Annotated in this window: 20 protein-coding genes and 1 pseudogene; 6 read left to right on the forward strand and 15 right to left on the reverse strand. The window is 37.2% G+C overall.

Going from position 1 to position 21,741, the window contains the following annotated elements:
• Positions 1-128: 128 nt before the first annotated feature.
• The 5 genes from J2Z60_RS02825 to J2Z60_RS02845 all read right to left on the reverse strand — a co-directional run bounded on the left by J2Z60_RS02825 (position 129) and on the right by J2Z60_RS02845 (position 7,291).
• A complete protein-coding gene (locus J2Z60_RS02825; protein WP_245328690.1) occupies positions 129-944 on the reverse strand; it encodes a PfkB family carbohydrate kinase in 816 nt (271 codons plus the stop codon).
• Positions 945-1,003: 59 nt separating this feature from the next.
• Positions 1,004-2,695, reverse strand: a complete 1,692-nt coding sequence (locus tag J2Z60_RS02830; protein ID WP_209686154.1) for a glycoside hydrolase family 73 protein — start codon at positions 2,693-2,695, stop codon at positions 1,004-1,006.
• Between the two features lie 129 nt (positions 2,696-2,824).
• Positions 2,825-4,084, reverse strand: a complete 1,260-nt coding sequence (locus J2Z60_RS02835) for a GH25 family lysozyme (protein ID WP_209686155.1) — start codon at positions 4,082-4,084, stop codon at positions 2,825-2,827.
• A 63-nt stretch (positions 4,085-4,147) separates the two neighbouring features.
• Positions 4,148-5,797 carry a glycoside hydrolase family 73 protein gene (locus J2Z60_RS02840; RefSeq protein ID WP_209686156.1) on the reverse strand — a complete coding sequence of 550 codons (1,650 nt, stop codon included), beginning with the start codon at positions 5,795-5,797 and terminating at the stop codon, positions 4,148-4,150.
• Positions 5,798-6,295: 498 nt separating this feature from the next.
• The gene (locus tag J2Z60_RS02845; protein ID WP_209686157.1) at positions 6,296-7,291 is read right to left on the reverse strand and encodes a D-2-hydroxyacid dehydrogenase; all 996 of its coding nucleotides are present in this window, start codon (positions 7,289-7,291) and stop codon (positions 6,296-6,298) included.
• Positions 7,292-7,640: 349 nt separating this feature from the next.
• Between J2Z60_RS02845 and J2Z60_RS02850 the strand changes: the two genes are divergently transcribed.
• Positions 7,641-7,919 carry a type II toxin-antitoxin system Phd/YefM family antitoxin gene (locus J2Z60_RS02850; protein WP_209686158.1) on the forward strand — a complete coding sequence of 93 codons (279 nt, stop codon included), beginning with the start codon at positions 7,641-7,643 and terminating at the stop codon, positions 7,917-7,919.
• Positions 7,920-7,933: 14 nt separating this feature from the next.
• A complete protein-coding gene (locus J2Z60_RS02855) occupies positions 7,934-8,287 on the forward strand; it encodes a type II toxin-antitoxin system YafQ family toxin (protein WP_245328691.1) in 354 nt (117 codons plus the stop codon).
• A 1,491-nt stretch (positions 8,288-9,778) separates the two neighbouring features.
• Here J2Z60_RS02855 and J2Z60_RS02860 read toward each other — a convergent pair.
• From J2Z60_RS02860 to J2Z60_RS02880, 5 genes are all read right to left on the reverse strand, one after another.
• On the reverse strand, positions 9,779-10,276 hold the full coding sequence (locus J2Z60_RS02860) for a sigma-70 family RNA polymerase sigma factor (protein ID WP_209686160.1): 498 nt from the start codon (positions 10,274-10,276) through the stop codon (positions 9,779-9,781).
• 235 nt (positions 10,277-10,511) lie between these two features.
• On the reverse strand, positions 10,512-11,330 hold the full coding sequence (locus J2Z60_RS02865) for a hypothetical protein (RefSeq protein ID WP_209686161.1): 819 nt from the start codon (positions 11,328-11,330) through the stop codon (positions 10,512-10,514).
• A 155-nt stretch (positions 11,331-11,485) separates the two neighbouring features.
• Positions 11,486-13,282 (reverse strand): SLAP domain-containing protein, encoded by a 1,797-nt coding sequence (locus J2Z60_RS02870; protein ID WP_209686162.1) that lies wholly within the window; start codon positions 13,280-13,282, stop codon positions 11,486-11,488.
• A 483-nt stretch (positions 13,283-13,765) separates the two neighbouring features.
• On the reverse strand, positions 13,766-14,005 hold the full coding sequence (locus tag J2Z60_RS02875) for a DUF2922 domain-containing protein (RefSeq protein WP_425352210.1): 240 nt from the start codon (positions 14,003-14,005) through the stop codon (positions 13,766-13,768).
• A gap of 41 nt (positions 14,006-14,046) precedes the next feature.
• Entirely contained in the window at positions 14,047-14,262 is a 216-nt protein-coding gene (locus tag J2Z60_RS02880) for a DUF1659 domain-containing protein (protein ID WP_209686164.1), read from the reverse strand.
• A gap of 439 nt (positions 14,263-14,701) precedes the next feature.
• Between J2Z60_RS02880 and J2Z60_RS02885 the strand changes: the two genes are divergently transcribed.
• The 4 genes and pseudogenes from J2Z60_RS02885 to J2Z60_RS10890 all read left to right on the forward strand — a co-directional run.
• Complete coding sequence (locus J2Z60_RS02885; RefSeq protein ID WP_209686165.1) at positions 14,702-15,589, forward strand: hypothetical protein; 888 nt, start codon at positions 14,702-14,704, stop codon at positions 15,587-15,589.
• Between the two features lie 86 nt (positions 15,590-15,675).
• On the forward strand, positions 15,676-16,110 hold the full coding sequence (locus J2Z60_RS02890; RefSeq protein WP_209686166.1) for a hypothetical protein: 435 nt from the start codon (positions 15,676-15,678) through the stop codon (positions 16,108-16,110).
• Positions 16,111-16,284: 174 nt separating this feature from the next.
• Positions 16,285-18,330: a KUP/HAK/KT family potassium transporter gene (locus J2Z60_RS02895; protein ID WP_209686167.1), complete on the forward strand. Its 2,046-nt coding sequence runs from the start codon at positions 16,285-16,287 to the stop codon at positions 18,328-18,330.
• Positions 18,331-18,405: 75 nt separating this feature from the next.
• Positions 18,406-18,531 (forward strand): annotated as a pseudogene (locus tag J2Z60_RS10890) (IS110 family RNA-guided transposase); the annotation flags it as partial.
• Positions 18,532-18,701: 170 nt separating this feature from the next.
• Here the strand turns inward: J2Z60_RS10890 and J2Z60_RS02900 are convergent.
• The 5 genes from J2Z60_RS02900 to J2Z60_RS02920 form a co-directional block, all read right to left on the reverse strand.
• Positions 18,702-18,986, reverse strand: a complete 285-nt coding sequence (locus J2Z60_RS02900) for a Txe/YoeB family addiction module toxin (RefSeq protein WP_209686168.1) — start codon at positions 18,984-18,986, stop codon at positions 18,702-18,704.
• Positions 18,986-19,234, reverse strand: a complete 249-nt coding sequence (locus tag J2Z60_RS02905; protein WP_245328692.1) for a type II toxin-antitoxin system Phd/YefM family antitoxin — start codon at positions 19,232-19,234, stop codon at positions 18,986-18,988. The genes J2Z60_RS02900 and J2Z60_RS02905 overlap by 1 nt, the downstream gene beginning before the upstream one ends.
• Before the next feature lie 207 nt (positions 19,235-19,441).
• A complete protein-coding gene (locus tag J2Z60_RS02910; RefSeq protein ID WP_245328693.1) occupies positions 19,442-19,627 on the reverse strand; it encodes a hypothetical protein in 186 nt (61 codons plus the stop codon).
• On the reverse strand, positions 19,599-19,847 hold the full coding sequence (locus J2Z60_RS02915) for an AbrB/MazE/SpoVT family DNA-binding domain-containing protein (protein WP_209686169.1): 249 nt from the start codon (positions 19,845-19,847) through the stop codon (positions 19,599-19,601). Before J2Z60_RS02915 ends, J2Z60_RS02910 begins: the two co-directional genes overlap by 29 nt.
• Positions 19,848-20,023: 176 nt before the next feature.
• The gene (locus J2Z60_RS02920; RefSeq protein ID WP_209686170.1) at positions 20,024-21,682 is read right to left on the reverse strand and encodes a phosphoenolpyruvate carboxykinase (ATP); all 1,659 of its coding nucleotides are present in this window, start codon (positions 21,680-21,682) and stop codon (positions 20,024-20,026) included.
• Positions 21,683-21,741: the final 59 nt, after the last annotated feature.

The following is a 21,741-nucleotide window of genomic DNA, read 5'->3' on the forward strand; positions in this document are numbered from 1 at the left end:
CTAACCCTTATTATAGTATTTCAGCAACTTTTTAACTAATTATTTTAACCGCAAATACAACATTAATCCCACACAAAAAAGTATCACCTCAACTCAAAGGTGATACTTTTTTGTTAAATATTTCATTATTACTGAGCTTTTTCAAATGAAATCTTTTCAGCAATAACTTGTCTTTGTAAATCGGCAGTTTTTTCAAAATCTGTCAGCCATTCGCTTTGAACGGTATCAGTTGCAGCTGCAATACTATCAGCCAAGTTACGGACTGGTGCATAATTCTTAGTTATACCTGCTAAGAATGTGGCTAATAAGGTAGCGCCAGCGCCATTATCATCAACTACATCTACTTCTGGAGCAGGTGCAATAAAGGCATGCATTAAGTTGACGATTGCTGCGCCTTCCTTACCTAGCGAAAGAAGTACATGATCCGCACCATCGGCAACCATTTCATGGGCTAAGTTGATTAAGTGCTCATTACTCAAAGACTTATCACTTAATTCGAACCAATCTTTTAACTCTTGCTTATTAGGCTTAATTAAGAGCGGGTGAAGTGGCAGAATATCCATTGCTGTGGCATATGGTACATCCACTACAACATAACCCATCTTCTTAGTCGTTAATGTTGCAATATCAATCAAGTAAGCTGGATCAATTCCGGTCGCAAACTTGCCAGCTACAACAACAGTGTCGCCCATTTGCAGATTTTCTTTTAGATAGTCAAGCAACTCTTGCTGGGTTTGAGCGCTAATCTTTCTGCTGCGACTAGGATTGATGAAAGCATGAGAAATCCCAGCCTTGTCTAGTTCGGTGTCAATTTTCTTTTCACGGGTCTTATGAATAATTCCTGTGGCAATAGAATCAACACCCAGCTTTTTTAAAATTAAAGAAACATCTACTCCCTTGCCCATTACACTTTCGGTACCATCTAAAGTAATTGTATAAATCAAATGACTTTCCTCCACTTAAAGTTTACTACCTTATTGTGCCATACTTTGATCTAAAAATCTTACCTTACCATAACTGCCTTAGCTGGAACCCATTGATTACCACCTAAGTTGTACCACTTCATCCCGTTAATAATTGCAATCTTGAAGAACTTCCAACTAGTACCATTCTTCAAGAATCTATTAGTAGGATTCTTACCAGGTTGTGACCAGACAACAACACCATAGTCTGGCTTAGCATTAATTGTCACTACACCTTTAGCCTTGTAGATTACAATATTATTATTAATATAATTAGCTTGAGCTGCTACCTTGGTTGTAGTTTCAGTTTGAGCGATTGGCTTAGTAGCTAGCTTAGTTACTTTAACAACTGGCTTAGCGACAATTGGTGCGCTTGGCGCTTGTGAAACCGGCTTAGCCTTGGTAGTTGTCTTAGGAGTAGTAATCTTAGTAGTCTTAGCTAACTTAACTGGGGTAGTTTCGACAGACTTGATGCTAGACTTAACTACACTAGCAGAAGAGCTGGATGCCTTAGTTTGAGCAGGCTTAGTTACTGCTACTTTAGGACTTGCAACTTTAACTTCAGCTGCAGGCTTAGCTACTGATTGACTTGAAGTAGTTGCCTTAGCCACTTCAAACTTGGTAGCCTTAGCTGGAGTAGTAACAGACTTTACTTCTTTGACAGACTTAGACACAGAGGTTTCAGTTACTGATTGTTTTACTACTGGCTTAGGACTAGTCTTAATTACTTCTTGCAGCGGCTTAGCTGCACTAGATTTCTTAACAGCTGAACTAGTATCAACCTTATTAGTTGTAGTTACTGCTGGTTTAGTTGAAGTAACTGGCTGCTGAGTGGTTTTAGTTTCACTAGTAGTATTAGTAGTTGGCTTTTGAACAGCCTTTACTTGGGTAGTTGTTGTTTGGCTAGTTGACTGAGTTGTTGACGTTGTCTGACCAGTTGGTGCAAAGGCAAGGCTGTTAACCCAACCAGACTCAGTTAAGGCATGAGAGACACCATTTTTGTAAGTAATGTACTTAGAAATATTCATCACTTGACCAACACGAGCAGTACCGATTTGAGTAGCGACATCACTATCTACTGGAGCCGAAGTAATTGGTGTAGTTTTAGTTACAGTCTTAGTCTCGTTAACAGAGGTAGTCGTTGGGTCATATTGTTGTAAGTTATACGTATCTATCACTTTATTTAGAGTGTCAGAATAATTTGGTGCAGTCGCATACTTCCCTTGAAGACCATTTTGAGTAGCTTCCTTACCGGAGTTCGCATTCTCAACCCAGGCACCTGAATAGTAGTTACCCATTTGGCTACGTAATAAAGCCCCATTGTCATTAAATGACTCTTCATAGGATGGATATTTTCTAAAGTTAGCATTAGTGGTGTAGTAACCATTGGCACCATATTCACCAGTATTCATAGTTACTGATTGACCATTATAGCTTCCCTTGATGCCGAATAAGTTATTATTAGGTTCTTGTGATAAAGTTGAATTCCCCCAACCAGATTCAACTGCCGCTTGTGCAATCATTACCGAGGTGTAAGTTCCATACTTGGAAGAAGCGTTGGTAGCTGCAGAAGCAGCTTTATTAATAAATTGCTGCGCAGATTGGTTAGTTGCGGCCTTAACTTCACTGCCACTGCCAGTGACATTCAATGGCTTAATATTATTCGTAACAGAAATGCCTGCAGTCGTAATTAAAGCAGCAGTCGCAATCTGTGTGATTGTTTTTTTGTCCATAATTATTTTCCCTTCTAAACTAGTATCTATACTACTAAGTGTAACCGATTCAAATTTATTTTTCTATTAATTTTTTTGTTATAAAAAAACTCACCCCCAACAGAGGTGAGTTAAAAATCTAGTCAATTATTATCTAAAATTAGCAGCCTTAACGTAGGCATTCTTACCAATCCGGTAATACTTCTTGCCAGTGCCATCCTTAATAGTAATTGCACTACCGTAAGTGTTCCTACTTGCACCCTTGTATAACTTAGTGCCATAAGTATAGATACGGCTACCACGGTTATTGTAAACATAAGCATTATGAGTAAATGTGCGTGAAGTACCATCAACATTATTAACTTTTACGTATTGGTTATCACCAATCTGATAGTAAAGCTTGCCGTTGATTTCTACGGAACCACCAATAACAGTAATTGGGGTGTAAGCTGAGTAATACTTACCAATATATTGACCACTCTTATTGTAGATTCTAGACTTAAACATAATCGTCTTAGGAGTTCTAATTGTAGTCTTATCTTGATTAGTATTATCAGTTGAAGTCTTAGTAGTTGAAGTAGATGAACTAGACTTCGAACTTGAACTTGATGATGAACTAGAGTTAGAAGCTGGGGCTTGACTTGAAGCTGTATTAAATGAAAGTGGTAATAATGAAATGTTCCCATCTACATATAAGCCACGCCAATTATCAGTAAATTGCCAGATTGCAACACCATTCATTGATGGGAAGTAATTGAAGTCAGGTGTATCAATTCTACCAGTTGTAGCATATGAAGCAACCCAAAGTGAGTTAGGGTACTTAGCTAAGATAGTATTAGTATTGATATTACTTCTCAGTAAGTATGCACCTGAATATAGCAAGGGCTGATAGCCAGCAGCATTAATCTTATTCATAAATGCCAAGATAGCATTAGCACTAGCATCCTTGCCGCCGTTAACGTTGTTGCCGTCACCGGTTTCCCAGTCAATTGCAATGTATGAACCCTTTGGCAGGCCGAAGGCTTGAGCAGAACTGATTGCATAGTTAGCTTCAGCAACTGCAGCAGAACTATTAGCGCCAAAAGTTGCAAAATGATATGCCATTGGCATCATATTATTAGCAAGCGCACTAGCAATCTGTCCCTTAGCATTAGGGTTGCGGTAGCTAGTACCTTCACTTACCTTCACAATTGCGAATTGTGCACCTGCTTGTGCATTCTTAGAAAGGTCTGTACTCTGAAAACTAGAAACATCAACACCATATGAACGTGTTGCAACGCTAGTCTTGGCTGCCTTAACTTGAACTGCCTTAGGGCTGACGATGTTAGTCTTAACTCCGATAAAGGCAGTAGTAGCCATTACTCCAGCACAAGCTAAAGCGCTGAAAAATTTTTTGTTTGCTGAACGCATGCAATTCCTCCAAAAAATTATTATTTTCGATCAATTAATTGCCGAATTATCTTCTTAAGTTGGTTATCTAACCATAACATATTTAGCTGGAACCCACTGATTTCCACCTAGGTTGTACCATTTCTCGCCATTCCAAATTGCAATCTTGAAAAACTTCCAACTTGTACCTACTTTAAGGTACTTAGTGCTTGGGTTCTTACCAGGTTGTGACCAAACAACAATACCTTCATCTGGCTTGCTGTTAACTGTTATGACACCACTACTCTTTTGAACAGTATAGTCAACTTTATTGGTAGTCTTTTTTGTAGTTGGAGCTTGAGAGATCGGAGCTGCCTTAAGGCTCTGAACCTTAAGACCATCACTCTTAACCCACTTATTCTTACTTATCCGATACCAAACCTTGCCTCGGCTCGTCTTCTTGCCAGTAATCTTCCAAGTGCTATTAGCTGGAAGCCACTGCCCCGTAACCTTCTTGTTAGGTGAAGTCCAAACGTCAATATTAGAAGCGGTAACTCTAAACTTACCCACTACCTTCTCATAGGAAGTGGTTGACGTTGATTTTTTGGCTTCTTTTTTAGTGGTTGAAGACTTGGAAGCTTTAGGAGCTTGGGAAACGGTCTTATCGCTAGTAACTGGATCAGTATAAATAGTAGATAGCCATTGCTTAGATCCGACTCGATTATAACGAACACCATCTACAATGGCATAGCCTGATACCCGCCAACTAGTATTAAGAGCTAAGTGCTGACCAGTAGCCTTACCATTAGGACTCTTAAGGACTGGTGCCCCGCCTTCTGGCGCAGATAATACCTTGACGACTTCATTGGTCTTAACGTATGTGTAGCTGGCTGACTTTTTCTTCTTGGAAGAGGAGTTGCTAGTCTGCTTAGTTGTAGTCGTTGGCTTAACAACTACATTATTGCCAAATGCGCTATCATTCACCCAACCAGATCCAATCAAAGAATGCGATACACCATTAGCATAGGTAATACGCTTAGTGACCGTAACTTGTTGTCCAACTCTCGCTATTCCGACTTGCTTAGCGACATCACTGTCCACAGGAGCACTAGTGATTGGCGTAGTATTGACAACAGTCTTGGTTTCATTAACAGTTATGGTCTTAGGGTCGTATTGGTCAAGATTATTAGCCTTGATAACTGAATCTAATGTACTTGCATAGTTAGGTGCGGTAGCATACTTACCCTGCAAGCCATTTTGGACAGCTTCTTGGTAATTCTTGGCATTCTCAACCCAGGCGCCTGAATAATAGGATCCCATCTGCTGTCTAAGCAGGGACCCATTATCGTTAAATGATTCTGTGTATGACGGATACTTACGGAAATCGGCAGTCGTGGTATAGTAACCATTAGCGCCATATTCACCAGTCTTCATCGAAACTGATTGACCGTTATAACTACCCTTAATACCAAATAAATTATTATTCGGCTCTTGAGCTAAAGTTGACTGCCCCCATCCAGATTCAACAGCAGCTTGCGCAATCATGACAGAAGTATAAGTACCATACTTAGATGAAGCTTCTGTAGCACTAGGTGCTGCTTTATTAATGAATTGTTGAGCGGTCTGGCTGGTAGCAGCCTTGACTTCACCGCCAGAACCTGTAATATTCAAAGGCTTTACGTTATTGGTAATTGTGATTCCTGCAGTTGTGATAATTGCAGCAGTCGCAATGCCGGTGATTGTTCGTTTATCCATTTTTGTATTCCTCTGCATTCATACACATCTTATATAATATAAGCGTCGGTTGCAATAAACAACCAAACTTATGTTTTGACATCAAAAAGTAATATTCTATTAATAATTCCTCAAACTTAATAATTAATGTCCGTATGTAAATCCTTACACTTATTAGTTTAACGCTAAATAACGCTTGTGTTTAATAAAAAATGGATTTTTTAGCATAATTCTTATCTGTTATTTTATTTAGACTTATAGACAGTCAATTATCTTCGTTCAAAAAATCATCATACTTAATGACTTTGATGTTATTTTTTGATGCTTGATCGAGGAATTCCTGCTTAGCATCCTTAACGAAGAAGTAGAGATAACTTTTATTGATTATTGGGACTAGATCGCTTCTTTTATAATAATTATACTTAGAATAAGTGTAGCATTTTTAATACTTTAGTTGCTAAAAAGCCAGCTTATCTAGCTACCAGTTAATGTAGCTAGACGGGCTGGCTTTAATCAAAATTATTTATTTGCGGCAAATAAAGGCTTCTTGCCTTCAGCAATTCTAACAGTGTCTTCTAAGCTAATCTTAACCATGTTCTTTACTGCCGTTTCAGTGAAGTAAGCTGAGTGAGGAGTGATGATTACATTTGGCATTGCTCTAAGTATCTTGTAGTCTTCAGGTATATCTTGGACCCTTACCTTCTTACCAAAGTAAGTTGCTTCATCAGCCAAGGTATCAAGCCCAGCTCCAGCAATCTGTTCTTCTTGCAAGGCCTTAATCAAGGCATCAGTATCAATCAAGCCCCCACGGGCAACATTAATTAGATAGGCTGTATTCTTCATTTCTTCAAATTGCTTGGTACTAATCATATTCTTAGTGCTTGGCAATAATGGCGTGTGCAGAGAGATAACGTCGGCCTCTTTAATAACTGTGTCAAAGTCTGCATAAGTCAAGAATGGCTCATTAGCAGGATTATAGATAACATCATAAGCAATAACCTTAGCACCTAAAGCACTAAAGATCTGCGCAACTGCACTACCGATATTTCCGACGCCAATTAGCCCAATTGTCTTGTTATAGATCTCATCACTAATCAAAGCAGTCGGATATGAAAAGTCATAGTCTTTATCCATATGTTCATGGAACAAGCCAATCTTGCGAACTAGATACATCGCTTGTGTAACTGCCATTTCTGCAATTGCTCTTGGAGAATATACTGGCACATGAGTAATGATTAGGTCATACTTCTTAGCTAAATCGAAGTCGATCGTATTAGTACCCACACTTCTTAAACCGATTGACTTAATGCCGTAATCATGCAAAGTTCGATAGACTTCTTCTTGATCAAGCATCACCGTCTGCAAGATAGAAATACCATCGCAGTCCTTAGCCTCAACTACACTTTCTGGTGTTAAAATATCATCTACTAACTTAACTTCAATGCCTTGCTTGGCAGCAATACCTTTAACAATTGCCCTTTCACTTTCAGATGGGTTGAACATTGCAATCCTCATAGCAATCTCCTTACTAAATAAATTTAATAAATAAAAGCGCTTTAATTTAATTCTATAATAAAGCTATGCACCCTGTAAAATAAAAGACCGCAACAAAAAAAGCTAACCACAAGGATTAGCTTACCAACCTAGTCATTCTTAAGTTACGATTGAGGGTAGTGAATTACGGTCACTGCCCTCTTTTCATATGCTATTATACTAAAACCTAAACTTAAATAAAACAAAATTCTACAAATAATATGTGTAAATATCATTGTCACAAGCTATGTAACTATGTGTATAGATAATTGTAATTGAGTACTTAATAAAGTACAGTATTAAGTAACTAATAATCAAAGGAGGGAAGATTATGCCAGTAGCAACTACACAAAGCGATTTCAGAGATCATCTTAAAGATTATCTGGATCAAGTTGAAGAAGATAATGAAACTGTTCTAATAGCTAGATCAAAGCAAAGAACCGCGGCAGTAATTTCTCAAGATAAATTAAATGCCCTGCTTGAAGCCGTTCATGCAAAAGAAGATTCATTAGATTATGCAATTGCTCGGGATAAATTGATTGAAATGAATATTTTACCCGACGATCCTGTCGTAGATCCAAATAAATATTGGAGTAGCTTCAAGTCATGAGTTATAAATTAAGTTTGAAACCTAGAAAGTCATTTACAGAACATTTACGCTATTTAAGCAAACTAGATCCGACAATTGTTGACGAAGTTAAAGACGCAATAGATATTTTATTAAATGGTGAAACATTACCCGACGAGTTTCAAGATCATGATTCAGTTCGAAAACTTTCAGGTTATAGTAAGTTTCATCTTAGGGACACACCGAAAGGTGAAAGGCCGCCTGAAACAAATAATGTGGTTATTATCTATAAAATTGAATTTCAAGATTTAATTTTAGTAGCAGTAGATATTGGATCTCATCTAAAAATGTTTAGTCATGAAAATCAAAAGAAAAAATATAGAAAACCTCGCAACAATGAAAAAGAATAATTTTTAAATCATTATTCACTTAAAATGCTGATTTTTCTGTTTACCAAAAATATACTTTTTGATGAATGAGTTATTTTTTTAATATTAAAATATAATGCTTAATAAATTATTGCATTAAAAATATTAATAAGTATGCTTTAACATCATTGTCACAAGTTTTGTAATCAAGATACAAGAGCAAGATTTTTAATCTCAACTCTGTTAGAATAATACTAGGCTTTGTTGGGTAGCTCCCACTTAGCTTAGTAACTTTAGACATGACTACACACCCCTCAACATTTTAAGTTACGGAGGTGATTGTCATGCGAAATTGGAATAGACTGGAGAGGCGAAGCTCACCTTGTTGATAGTGGATATTGCTATCTCAATAAGTATTGTGCTTGGTGCATTGGGTACTTTTGCCATTCGCTTAGCAATTGCTTATTCAATAGCAAAAAAAGCTAACCACAAGGATTAGCTTACCCAACAGTCATTCTTAAGTTACGATTGAGGGTAGTGAATTACGGTCACTGCCCTCTTTTCATATGCTATTATACTAAATTTACTAATCTAAGTAAACTTAAATGACACTTAAATAAAATAATTGCAGTACTTATAATAGAAACAGTATATAAGAAATTATTTATAACTAACAAGATTTTTAACTTCAACTCTGTTAAAATGATACTAGGCTTTGTTGGGTAGCTCCCACTTAGCTTAGTAACTTTAGACATGACTACACACCCCTCAACATTTTAAGTTACGGAGGTGATTGTCATGCGAAATTGGAATAGACTGGAGAGGCGAAGCTCACCTTGTTGATAGTGGATATTGCTATCTCAATAAGTATTGTGCTTGGTGCATTAGGTACTTTTGCCATTCGCTTAGCAATTGCTTATTCGATAACAAAAAAAGCTAATCACAAGGATTAGCTTCAACATCTAGTCATTCTTAAGTTACGATTGAGGGTAGTGAGTCGCATTCACTTCCCTCTTTTCATATGCTATTATACTAAATTTACTAATCTAAGTAAACTTAAATGACACTCAAATAAAATAATTGCAGTACTTATAATAGAAACAGTATATAAGAAATTATTTATAACTAACAAGATTTTTAACTTCAACTCTGTTAAAATGATACTAGGCTTTGTTGGGTAGCTCCCACTTAGCTTAGTAACTTTAGACATGACTACACACCCCTCAACATTTTAAGTTACGGAGGTGATTGTCATGCAAATTTGGAATAGACTGGAGAGGCGAAGCTCACCTTGTTGATAGTGGATATTGCTATCTCAATAAGTATTGTGCTTGGTGCATTAGGTACTTTTGCCATTCGCTTAGCAATTGCTTATTCGATAACAAAAAAAAGCTAACCACAAGGATTAGCTTAGCACACAGTCATTCTTAAGTTACGATTGAGGGTAGTGAGTAGGATTCACTGCCCTCTTTTCATATGCTATTATACTAGAATCTTAAACTTATGTAAAACAAAATTAACTTAATAAACACACTACAACCTGTTTAATTGATAAGCAAGCTCAGCTAGCAATTCCTTCTTAGCCCGCTGCAAGCTGCGACGTGAATAACCCAACTCCTTGCTCAACTCCACTAACGGTAATCTACCAAGCAGATGCTTAACAAGAATCATCTGCTTCATCTCACTCATCGTGCTAACGCAATCTCGCACTAATAACTGCAGGTCCCAGTCCTGCTCTTCAATATGCAAGTCACACGCTAAGTCGATATCACTATTGCGCTCCTCAGTTCGTTGAATCTTGCGCAGTTCATCAAGCGTGTGCCAGATAATCTTGCGAAAGCTCAGCTTATCAACTTCTGCCCGATCCTGGTGGCTACGCTTATCTAACATTTCTGCATAGATTACTAACCCATCTTGAAATAAATCTTCATATGCGACATAGCTAGTATAAACATGTGCCGCCTTAAGCGCACCTGCTACTAACTTCCTATTTTCCCATGCTTTGCTAAATGCATCTTTACTAATAATCATTGTGACAAATTCTCCCTAATTCATTGTCACAAGCGCTTGTGCACTATTAGATTAGCAAGATATGCAGGCAATTAATAACCAAGTTCAATGGTTCCTAAGTATATATCTTTAAATAAATATTTATAAACTAATAATTTTTAATTTATAAATATATCAACATAATCTTAAGTTCTAGCTTTGGAAAAAATTTTTTCAAAATAAAAACCGTCAAAATCTATATTTAGACGGTTAAAACTTAATGAATAGACTTCTTACGCTTAGATTGTGAATAAATATCTTCTTGATCCTTAACTATGCTAGGACATTCATATTCTTGAGCAAATATCCGCAAGCAATTTATGTGCCAATCCTTAACAACCCTCTCACCAATGTCTTGGCAAGAAGCCTTAATATTAATCTTGCTTATCTGAAATTCAGGATTACCTAGAATTGAAGACCTGTCTAAATCACAATTGCCATAGCCAATGCCATCCATGTACTTGTGGATCATCGCATGATTATGTTGGTTGTGGTGCAGAGCCTCTCTAATTCTGGAACCGATACTCTTCACGCAATCATAATAAGAGAAGATATACTCAACCTCACCCCAGACAACTGTCTTAAAGACAATTGTGCTCTTTACAGCAGAATAATCAGCCATGTTATGCAAGCATGCCCAGTCGGAAGTTCCTTGCGTGTAACCGTGCATCGAAAAGTAAGCAGAATGACCGAATGACAAGACATTATTGTACTTGTAGCCTAATAACTTAACGATCATCTTCTGACTCGTAACGCCACTTATTAAGCTAAACATCGTGAACCGTTGCAGAATGCAGGAAGTCGATAACTTGCATAAGACAATTCCTTCTTCCTTGTCAAAAATCACACTAGCATACTTACCTGCAAGTGGATTCTTGGCAAAGCTGTAAGCTGCAATAGTATTAATGTTAAAGACATATTCTTTAGCTATCTTGATGTAAGTTTGTAGCTTCTTATCTGTTAACACTAAGTCGGCTATCTTCTGCTTATCCCATTCTCGATATTCTGGCTCTCGGGGTAAGTTGCACTTGTTCATTAATTAGCTTCTCCTTATTTAAATAAAAAATTGATTTAATAACTAAGATACAGAAACATGCTAGCCATGTAAAGCTTTTATTTAAAAAGGATACAAAAAAAGACGATACCGAAGTATCGTCTCTTTTCAGTGTTAGATTCTTCAAAAATCAAAGATTATTTGAAGTTAGCAACCTTAACGTATTGGTTCTTGTTAATTCTGTACATTGCCTTCTTAACACCGTTTTGCTTAATTGAGAATGCACCACCGTAAGTGTTTACGTTTGAGCCCTTCTTAAGAGTAGTAGTCTTTTGAACTCTCTTACCCTTGTTGTTGTAGATGTAAGCGTTGTGGCCTAAAGTACGTGAAGTTGGGTCAACGTTAGTAGCCTTGATGTAAACAGTAGAACCAGCAACTTGGTAGTACTTCTTACCGTTAATGGTTACAGTGTTCTCGTAAACAGTTACCTTGTTGTATGCACCAACAGTGTTCTTACCGTTCAAAGTAGTCTTCTTACCATCTTTGTCGTAGTATTGAGCAATGTGCATAATGGTCTTTTCAGTAGTCTTTTGAGAAGTGAATAAGGAAGTTAATACTGCCTTACCAGAGTTCTTGCTGTTGATGATAGTGTATGAAGTACCATCAATAGTTACAGTACCGAAAGTTGCAAGGCTTGCACCTGAGTTAACAGTTTCACTAGTCTTAGTAGCAGTGTTACCGTTAAGGCTGTATACGTCACCTGCTTGTGCAGTAGTCTTGTAAGTAGCACCTGCAACACCAACAGTTACAGTAAATGCAGCCTTAGAAGTGTTGTTGTTTGCGTTAGTTGCGCTAACAGTTACAGGGTACTTACCTGCAACAGCAGTGTTAACCTTAGAAGTATCTACTGATACTGATAAGCTTTGTTGCTTGCCATCGTTAGTTACTACTTTAGCGCCGAAAGCATTCTTGATTGCAGCAGTATCTACTGAACCGTTAAGTGCAACGTTAGCGAATGAAGCGCCAGAAGCATCAACAGTTGCTGAAGGTTGTGATAAGTCTTTACCGTTGTAAGTAATTACTGGGTATAAAGCCTTTTGAGAATCAGTTAAGTTAGTACCATTAGTAATAACTAAAACTGGGAAAGTCATAGTCTTACCGTTGTTTGCTAAAACTGAAACATTAACAGTAAATAAACCTGAAGCAGGTGCAGTAAATGAACCGTTAGATACTGGAATGCTTGCTGCGTTTAAAGCGCTGTTTACATCGCCTTCAACGTTAGTGAATGAAGCAGTTGCAGTACCTGCAGCTTGAGCAGCAAAGTTCTTAGTAATTGCATCTACAACGCTAGATACAGAAACCTTGTTGTTACCATCTGCAGCAACAGATACAGTACCGTTAGATACTACAGTGTCAGCCTTAATGCCACCTTGTTGAATCTTAGTGTAAACGTAAGGTTCACCAGTTAAGCTAGTATCTGGGGTAGTGAAGTATGCACCAACAGTAGTTGGAGTAGTAATGTTACCGTAAGTATCAACCTTTACATCTTTACCGTTTACAGTAACACCCTTTTGGTCAGCAGTGAAACCAGATAAAGTTACGTCCTTAACTACTACAGCGTATTCAGTACCCTTCTTAAGAGTAGAAACAGCATGAGCATTTGCGCTAACAGTTGCAACACCGTCGTTAATTTGTACTTCGCTCTTTGGGTAAACTAATGCTTTACCACCGGTAACTTTAGGAGTACCTACGTTAGAGTTCAAGTTAACTTTTAATGATGATGCTGCGGCACCGTCCTTGATTGCGTTAACGTTTGATACACTAACACTTAATACAGCCTTAGTAGTTGCAGTAGCGGTAGTAGTTGAACCATTACCACTAACTTCTACTGGTACAGTAGTTGCAGCGCTAGCAACAGTAGTTGAAGCAACAACTGGAGCAACAGCTAATAAAGCAGCAGCTGCAGCACCGACAAATTTAATATTCTTCTTCATGTGGTTTTTTCCTCCTTGATAAATCAATACGCAACAGGTAAAAGGCTCATTTGTGAAATCGCCTATAATTGTACAAAATTCCTTAATTCAAGATCGAAGGTTTATAAATTCTCCGAGGTAGTCATTCCCAAATAAGAAATCCGCATGCTGTACAGGCACACGCCTGAAGCATTCTTCCTATTGCTTACCACGCTATACATTATAACTATGTTTGGCTTTATTTGCAAAGCATATAGTGGGATTTTTTGTTTTTTAATAAGTATGTAATACGCTTAAATTTAGAAAATTTTGATAATATAATTTCTTTTTGAATTTTTAAACGTAAAAAAAGCGCACCATAGTGCGCCTTTTAGCAATTGCTACCGCTTTTATAATTTGAAAATCATTCACCAAAATCTTATGTAAATATTTCAAAAATATTTCAAAATTTTATAGATTTTTTTGACCAATAGAACTATGTTAACTAATTCTAAAAGTATAGCTTTAAGCAGCCTCGTTATTTTCAAACAATGTCGTAACAGTTCTTTCAATGTACTTAGCAGAATCAGGGGTTCGATAGAGTACTACGCCGTCCTTTTCAAATACATTAGCTTGTGAAATTGTGCTCATTGCCGCCTTCACTTCTTCACCATTCAAGTCACCAGCCGCATTGGCTAAGGTAATTGTCTTCTTCTTGTTTTGATCATTAATAAATGTTAATTGTAACACCTTAGTAGTTGCCATTGTCATGTTCCTCTCTTACTTTCCTTTATATGTACGAATTTTTATTCAGCGGATAAATCTACTGCTGACTTCTGAATTAGGATTGCTTCAACTAATCCCTTATCCTTTTGCAAGCTGGAGATTGCCTTGCCGACCTTAACCAGGTCACTAGCTGCAGCATCCCTTCTTACGTTCTTATAGATACGACTCATCTTGCCGTCCTTGTAGTTGTCACCTGAGAATGTGAATTGAATGTTTTGCTCGATAAGATTGTTCATCTTTACCTCTCCTTATAATAGTAATTTCTCGTAAGAACTCACCGGTGATTTGCCTTACACTATTACTAACGATCCATCTTCATAAAATGTGCCAATCTTTTTAAAAAAATAAAAATCCCCGCAGCTAGGCGGGGAAAATATTTATAAAGCTTATTTAGTTAGTTCGTTTTTCTTGCTGTTCTTATTTCAATTTTCTATTATCCAATTTATTTCGAAGTTGAGTTTTCTCATATTAAAGTTGAGTTTTCTCATTTCACGTCACTCCTAAAAATATTTCTACTGAAATTATAACATTACAATTAATCACTTATACTCCATTATTACAATTGTATTCCTGATAGATTAAGATTTGATGTAGAATAATGTTTTATTATTTAAATGTTGCTATAATTAGGGCAGCGACAATTTTTACCTATAGGAAGGGAGAACTTTTTCAATAATGAAAAAATCTAAATTATGGATTGCAACTGTTGCATTATTTGCAATGTTCACTGTTGCGGGTTGTAGCTCACAAGCTGGTTCATCCAATAATTCAAGCACTTATGCATCATTGATGGCCGCTGGTAAAAAGGCTGCTAAAGCCCAGAACTACAAGAAAGCACAAGAAAAATTCGCTGCTGCTAACAAGGAAAAGAATACCGAAGAATCTAAGGCCTATGCTAAACAAGCTGAACAACTAAGCAAGGCTGCTAACAACATTGACAAGTATAATTACAACTCATCACTTACCCAATTAACTAAGGCTATTGGTCAAAGAAACGGCTACTCAGTAATGACTAACCAAGCCAAGAAGCTTTACAACACTATTGATGAAGTTCAAAACAACTTGGACAACGAATTAACCCCGCTTTACCGCAAGGCACAAGCTGCCTATGAAAATGAAAACTACGATAAGGCTGAAGATTATGCTACTCAAGTTCTTTCTATGCCATATCTTGATGGTCAATACAAAGAATACTATGAAGATATTCGTCAAAATGCCGAAAGATTACTAGACAAGGCTAAGAACAAGAATGGCGATACAAGTGATGCTACTAAGAATAGCTCAGATAATGCTTCAGATAAGTCAAGTTCAGATGTAGATTCTGATTCTTCATCCGACTCATCTAGTTCTTCTAGCGATTCTTCAAGCAGCATGATGGTCGATGGTCAAGCTGTGACTGCTAATACCATTGCTCAAGTTCGCTCTAAGTTAGCTGACATTGGTGCTGATACTTCTAACTGGTCTGACCAAGATGTTGTTAACTTCATGCAACAAGCATCTAACAACGGTCACACTACTATTGACTCTTACACTCAAAGTGACGTTAATAACTACAACAAGTAGTTTCAACGCTTGCTTTTATTAATGGTTCAATGTAATATAGTATTGAATTTTTGTACTATTTTGCGATAGTAAAGGAGCTCTTAACTTTGACTGAAGATACCACAAAGAACACCGAATCAACTGAAAGCGTAGAGGAAGAAGACGAAGAATTCAAGGTTGTCTTACCAGAAGCTGAACGTACTGAAATGCCAGCCGTTCAATACGCTGAACAACCTGACTACTTGAAGGTCTTTGCTAATTTCTACGTTTCTAAATTCGAAGAAACTGACCTCGAAATCATGGATACCTTCGACGGTAACCATGACGTTATTGAAATCAATACTTACCTAGTTAACAACCAACCATTTGGACGCCGTAACTTGGTTAAGCATGTATTGAATGTTCACGCTAACCGCTTCAAGAACATCTTGAATAACATCAAGGAAAGAAGCGGTATTGATCCTGAAAGTATGAAGACATACGAAGATTGGAGCAATTGGTATACGCAGCAGCGTAATATCATTCCACAGACTATGTCTTAATGTATTAGAGATGCTATATGGCATCTCTTTTTTTGATTATCTCTAACTTAAACTTGCAATCCCCTTCTAAAAAAGAGAAAATGTGTTATGATTTAGGAATGTCTTAGACATTCTTTTTAATTTTATTTTTCATGAAGAGCTAACGAGCTATTTATTTATGAGGAGAAATAATTCATGGATGAAAAGAAACGCAACAGAGCGTCAGCCGCTGGCTTACTAATAGCTATCGGTATCGTATATGGCGATATTGGTACTAGTCCAATGTATGTTATGAAGTCAATTGTTGCCGGTAACGGTGGGATTGGCAGTGTGAGTCGGGACTTTATTATTGGTTCTATTTCTCTAGTATTATGGACTGTTACCCTGCTTACTACCTTGCAGACCGTGATTATTGCCCTAAAGGCAACCAACCATGGTGAAGGTGGGATATTCGCCTTATACACTTTAGTACGTAAGTATGCTAAATGGCTAGTCCTTCCAGCCTTAGTTGGTGGGGCAGCAATCCTAGCAGATGGTACCTTAACCCCAGCAGTTACAGTTACTACTGCCATTGAAGGATTAAAGGGAATTGAGTTCGGCAAGGGTAATATTCCTGTTTCCACTCAGACAGAAGTTATCATTATTACAATAATTATCTTGCTGCTGCTATTCTCAGTTCAGCGAATGGGAACAAGTATCATTGGTAAGGCATTCGGACCGATAATGTTTGTCTGGTTCTCATTCTTAGGAATTATCGGCTTAGTCAATATGGCAAGTGATTGGTCAATTCTTCAAGCACTCAATCCTTACTATGCAATTGCTGTTCTCTTTGGTCCTTATAATAAGGCCGGGCTAGCTATCTTAGGATCAATCTTCCTAGCTACTACTGGTGCCGAAGCATTGTATTCTGATGTTGGTCACGTTGGTAAAGGTAATATTATTGGATCCTGGCCATTCGTATTCTTAGCCTTGACCTTCAACTATATGGGACAAGGGGTTTGGATTTTGAATAATCCTAACTATCAAGCTAATGGCGGTGATTTTAATCCATTCTTTGAAATTGTGCCCCAACAATGGCGCCTAGCAGCAATTGTCCTAGCAACTATTGCCGCAGTTATTGCTTCTCAGGCCTTAATTACTGGGTCATTTACCTTAGTTGCTGAAGCAAGTGGGTTGAAGTTCTTGCCTAGAATGAATATCATCTACCCATCAACTAAGAAGGGGCAGATTTATATTCCTTCGGTTAACAAGATGATTGCTGCAGCTACTATTGCAATTGTGCTCTTATTCCAGACTTCAGAACACATGGAAGCAGCTTATGGTCTATCCATCACGATCTCGATGTTGATGACAACTATCTTGCTATATGAATGGCTAGTCTTGAAGAAGGTTAACCCTATCTGGAACTGGATCTTCTTGATCTTCTTCGGCTTCTTAGATGTAATGTTCATGCTATCAAGTCTGACTAAGTTCACACATGGTGGATATGTATCTGTACTTATTGCCGGCTTCATAGGGGTTATCATGTGCATCTGGTTCTATGGTAACAAGATTCGTGATAAGCACGAATCACGCAACGCCTATGTTCGTTTAGATGAATATACTGACATGCTAACCAGACTTAGCCATGATGAAGATTACCCAACTTATGCCACTAATGTGGTTTACATGGCTAAGGTTAAGTACAACAAGTTTATTAAACGTGAGATTCTCTACTCCATCTTAGATAAGCGTCCTAAACGTGCCCGTGCATACTGGTTCGTTACTGTAAATGTTACTAACGAGCCGTTTACCGCTGAATACGCCGTTAATACTTATGGCACTAAGAACGTGATTAACGTTCAATTGTTCTTAGGATTTAAGCGTCAGCAGAAGGTTAACGTCTACTTACGTCAGATTGTTCACGACTTAATTGCAGATGGAACAATTGAAGCACAGCCACAAGAATATACCACTACTCCAGGGCGTGATGTTGGTGACTTCTCATTCGTTATCGTTAATGACGTCATCAGCCCTCAGACCGAACTTAAGGGCTACGAGAAGTGGTTAGTTGAAACTCGTGTATGGCTACAGAACTTATCTTCTAACCCAGCTTCATGGTTCGGCTTAGATTATGCTGACACAGTTATTGAACGTGTACCATTGATCTTAGGTAACCAAAATTCTTCACGTATTGAACGAATTGAACCTAAGAACTATGAACAATTGAAACGTAAGTTAGAATCTAAGACTTTAGAATAATTATTAATGAATACACCTCGTGTCTGAGGTGTATTTTTTTGTTAAAAAAAACAAATAAAAAAAGCTTCTCAAACCAAAGGGTTCAAGAAGATTGCAATAACTTCAGTGCATAAGCTAATCAGAACAATATATGCACTAATTAAAAACAATCAGTTATATGATTACAAAGTCGCCAAACAAAATCAAAGACGTAAATTGTAACTAACTGATTACTTTAATTTTAAAGCAAATTTACTTCAAAGAGCTGTATTCTTTGAAATCTTTTGTTATGCTTTTGAATACAAAATAAAGCATACTCATAAGCGAAAGAAAGCCAAGTAATCAAATATTTATTAATTAAATACCTTGATATACTTGACTTTACTAATCAATTATCTGGGCATGCGGTTTTCATAATGAGACCACGCCGTCCAAACTTTCACTTCTCTTTTATCCTTATCTATTGTGTAAACAAGTCTATGCTTACCATTAATCCGCAAAGAATAGATATTTTTATGATGAGGATTTAGTTTTTCAAAATTTCTAAAATCACGATAAGGATTTTCCTTCAAGCTTTCCACAATCTCATCAAAATCATCTTTTAAATTTTGCTGAAGCAATAGGGGAATATCTTTCTTTATTACATCTTTATAAGCTCTAACTCGCCACTTTGACATTATAAATCCTCAAAATCATCATCCGTCGCTTTTTCCATTCTTTCCAAAACGGCCTGCAAAGTACCAGTTTTTTCTAAATATTCAAGTTCTTTAAGTCTGTTGTATTCTTTTTTATCCATCATAATCACTCCATCATTGAAGCCTTTATCAGATGTGATAGTAATTTCCACAGGCTTATTATCTTTTACAACATTTTTCAAAACATTATAAATATCTTTTCTAAAATTTGTTGGTGTAATAACTTCCATAGTCTTCTCCCTCCTATTTACGTACATTATACCGTACTTAATATAGTGCGTCAATTCATGAATGCTTGTGCTACCAAGAATTTTTGCACCAAAAATAAGATATTGTCCCGCTTTTTCCAAAAAATAAAAAATCTCCTCAAACCAAAGGGTTTAAGAAGATTGCAATAGTTTCAGTGCATAAGCTAATCAGAACAATATATGCACTAATTAAAAACAATCAGTTATATGGTTACAAAGTTGCCAAACAAAATCAAAGACGTAAATTGCAGCATGATTATATTCAGTGATACTCATTACTACATAGTGACGACGAATATTATTCTTAGATGGATCATGGCTACCCATTTCGTATCCTGCATGTGGCTCAGTATCTACAATAATCTTCCTTACCAATCGGTTTTACTTCTTGTAATTCTAGATCATTTTTAATATCGCGTTGGTAGTCGTAATTTTTCCATTCAGAAGTACCAAAAACATTTACATGCTTTTTAACAGGGGTAAATACAATTTTTTGCCCCACATTCTTTACCTCATATTCATTGCTACTTACTTTTATATTTTTTGGAACAGTCAAAATTTTCGAATTTCCAACATTTCTTAATTTCACTATCATTCTTACCACCTCTTCGTATCTACGAAGTATACATTATATATAATATTTGGGCGAATAAAAAGCTGGCATCTATGTCCTGCAAGCATAGAATTACCAGCTTTTATTTTGATTTTAGATTTTTTCAGATTCTATTAGAGCTTAGGAGGATCTCCAATAATGACCATTTATCTATGTTACTAACTTAATTCCTTAATAATATCTTCTAAAGTCTTCTTAGCTTCATCTTGAATTGGTTGGGTTGGATGATCCTTGTCATAGTTGTTAAGCCAATCAAGACGGTCTTGCATCCGCTTAGCTAAGGTCTTTTGGTATTCAGGATCATCAAGATGTACTTCATAGCCAGGGACTGATAAGTAACTTACACCCTTAAAGTTACCAAATGGCTTCCAATCACTAGCACTAATTGCATCAGTAGCTAAGTCCTCAACGATCTTCTTAGTAACTTCCTTAGGGATATCCTTACCCATGAAGGCATCAGTATTCAAGATATAGCATTCTGCCCCACGCTTAGTAAACAATTCCTTAAAGTCTGTGTAATCGCCTGATACAGGGTAAGCACGGAATGGATCTGCAAATGGCTCAATAACTAACGTATTCATGTCGAAGCCTTCTGGTAAGTTCTCAGCAGAAGTACGCTTAGTTGCTAGAGTACATCCCATCGTAGTTGCTAAGACTGGATCATCAACCTTCAATAGTGGTGGTAAGGATCCATCTTTCATAATCCAGAATAAAGCAGTAATTGGTGCCTTTTCAAAGTCAACACGGTGAGGGCTAGTGTAGCGGGTCTTAATCACACGACCATTACCATTACGCAAGTCTTCAGTAACAATAACCTTCTTGCCTTCTTCATTTTCAGTAACGGCACAGTTCATGATGGTAGTGTAATATTCGGTTTCGTGATGACCAGCTGGGTAGTCGTGAGTCTTATCGAAGTATGATGGCTCAAGAGCTACTGAAGAGCCGTCTTCACGTGAAATAATAAAGGCATCATCGTGAAGTACAGTAATGTCGTATTTACCATCATACATTTCGTGAGTTAAAGTTGACTTACCTGAACCTGATAATCCATAGAAGGCAAATACCTTATCATCCTTATCCTTGAAGTGGAATGACTTTTCACCACCGTGACATGCAGCATAACCATTTCTGTGAGCCATTGCCCAAGCTAAGGTTAAGGTACCCTTCTTAAGTTCACCGAAGTAACGTAAGCCAAAGACTGCTGCACAGTTGTGAGGGGCATCGAAGACACCAAAGCCCTTTGGATAATCATCGTCGGTAACGTTTGGATCAGAATAGAAGTAAATGTCACCTTCGTCATAAAACTTAGACTTCTTATACATCTTCTCAGCTTCATCATCATAGAAGTGGAAGTTCAAGATATAAGATAATAAGTTGAAAGCTTGATCTTCAGGCATCATGATATGTGCTTTAACAGTATAGCTTGGGTCAAGCCCTACTAAGACTGTAGCCTTTAAGAATTGTTGATTATGACCTTTGAAAATATCTTCACGTAAATTGCCAGCTAATGCTTCTGGGTCTTCTTTAGGATCATCAACGAAGTGTCTAGCACTGGCAGTTCTACCTAAGATCTTACCGTGATTGTATACTAATTGCTTAGCACCTTGTGGCAAGCCAAGTTCCTTAGTGTGTAAAATTGGTAGATCAGTTTCAATAACTCCAGATTGTTTTTTAGCTAAATTATAAGCTTCGGCAACGCTTGTTACTTCATGAACATTGTTGCCATAAAACGCAGATTCAATTGTTGAACGAACTCTGCTAAATTTAGGATTTGCTTTTCTTAACTCATCATTTGCATAGCGTTCTTGTGTACTCATTTACCGAGCCTCCTCGTAAAAATCATGTTAGCGTTTTCACTTAACACATAAATAATATC

It is taken from the genome of Lactobacillus colini (genome assembly GCF_017874575.1).
GTDB lineage: Bacteria > Bacillota > Bacilli > Lactobacillales > Lactobacillaceae > Lactobacillus > Lactobacillus colini.

Excerpts from the sequence above, each read along its gene's own strand:
- J2Z60_RS02880 (WP_209686164.1), bottom strand. The coding sequence starts at position 14,262 with ATGAACAATCTTATCGAGCAAAACATTCAATTCACATTCTCAGGTGAC.
- J2Z60_RS02915 (WP_209686169.1), bottom strand. The coding sequence starts at position 19,847 with ATGATAGTGAAATTAAGAAATGTTGGAAATTCGAAAATTTTGACTGTT.
- J2Z60_RS02865 (WP_209686161.1), bottom strand. The coding sequence starts at position 11,330 with ATGAACAAGTGCAACTTACCCCGAGAGCCAGAATATCGAGAATGGGAT.
- J2Z60_RS02905 (WP_245328692.1), bottom strand. The coding sequence starts at position 19,234 with ATGGAAGTTATTACACCAACAAATTTTAGAAAAGATATTTATAATGTT.
- J2Z60_RS02840 (WP_209686156.1), bottom strand. The coding sequence starts at position 5,797 with ATGGATAAACGAACAATCACCGGCATTGCGACTGCTGCAATTATCACA.
- J2Z60_RS02835 (WP_209686155.1), bottom strand. The coding sequence starts at position 4,084 with ATGCGTTCAGCAAACAAAAAATTTTTCAGCGCTTTAGCTTGTGCTGGA.
- J2Z60_RS02830 (WP_209686154.1), bottom strand. The coding sequence starts at position 2,695 with ATGGACAAAAAAACAATCACACAGATTGCGACTGCTGCTTTAATTACG.
- J2Z60_RS02850 (WP_209686158.1), top strand. The coding sequence starts at position 7,641 with ATGCCAGTAGCAACTACACAAAGCGATTTCAGAGATCATCTTAAAGAT.
- J2Z60_RS02870 (WP_209686162.1), bottom strand. The coding sequence starts at position 13,282 with ATGAAGAAGAATATTAAATTTGTCGGTGCTGCAGCTGCTGCTTTATTA.
- J2Z60_RS02920 (WP_209686170.1), bottom strand. The coding sequence starts at position 21,682 with ATGAGTACACAAGAACGCTATGCAAATGATGAGTTAAGAAAAGCAAAT.
- J2Z60_RS02845 (WP_209686157.1), bottom strand. The coding sequence starts at position 7,291 with ATGAGGATTGCAATGTTCAACCCATCTGAAAGTGAAAGGGCAATTGTT.
- J2Z60_RS02900 (WP_209686168.1), bottom strand. The coding sequence starts at position 18,986 with ATGTCAAAGTGGCGAGTTAGAGCTTATAAAGATGTAATAAAGAAAGAT.
- J2Z60_RS02895 (WP_209686167.1), top strand. The coding sequence starts at position 16,285 with ATGGATGAAAAGAAACGCAACAGAGCGTCAGCCGCTGGCTTACTAATA.
- J2Z60_RS02885 (WP_209686165.1), top strand. The coding sequence starts at position 14,702 with ATGAAAAAATCTAAATTATGGATTGCAACTGTTGCATTATTTGCAATG.
- J2Z60_RS02860 (WP_209686160.1), bottom strand. The coding sequence starts at position 10,276 with ATGATTATTAGTAAAGATGCATTTAGCAAAGCATGGGAAAATAGGAAG.
- J2Z60_RS02875 (WP_425352210.1), bottom strand. The coding sequence starts at position 14,005 with ATGGCAACTACTAAGGTGTTACAATTAACATTTATTAATGATCAAAAC.